The organism is Bacillus sp. DHT2, assembly GCF_026241455.1.
GTDB lineage: Bacteria > Bacillota > Bacilli > Bacillales > Bacillaceae_G > Bacillus_A > Bacillus_A pseudomycoides.
Genome location: NZ_JAPHWH010000080.1, coordinates 1 through 487 on the forward strand (window position 1 = coordinate 1; position 487 = coordinate 487).

General features: G+C 41.7%; 1 pseudogene. It reads right to left on the minus strand.

The features are described from left to right. Positions 1 to 400: pseudogene (locus ORL93_RS30980) on the minus strand (C40 family peptidase); the annotation flags it as partial. Positions 401 to 487: the final 87 nt, after the last annotated feature.

Here is a 487-nt window from a genome sequence, read left to right on the forward strand (position 1 = left end):
TATTCGTTTGACAACCAATGAAAGTATTTTGATCAATGACAATGCCAACATGACCGTCATGTTTATACGTATCAAAGAAAATAACATCACCAGCTTTCATTTCCATTGGTGAAATTTGTGTACCAATCTTATTTAAAGTTTCTGTACTTACAGCTCCCATTGGACTCACATTCATCCCAACCTGTTCAAATGCCCAACGTACAAAACTACTACAATCAAAAATCCCTCTTGCAATGTCATTTGTGTTACGTCCACCACCAAATACATAGGTAGAACGTCCAATCCATTGACGCCCTACGTCCGCAACTTGTGAGCCGGAAGAACCGCCTCCTGTGCTTCCTCCACCGCCATTTACTGGTGCGCCAGGTATAAAATATTTCAAAACCGCATCAACATATAAGTAGAGTAAGCACCCAACGCCTTGCTACATTACTGTAGTAGGTTTTCAAGTGCTCCTCCCCGAACCGGACTTACATCTCTCAATGTA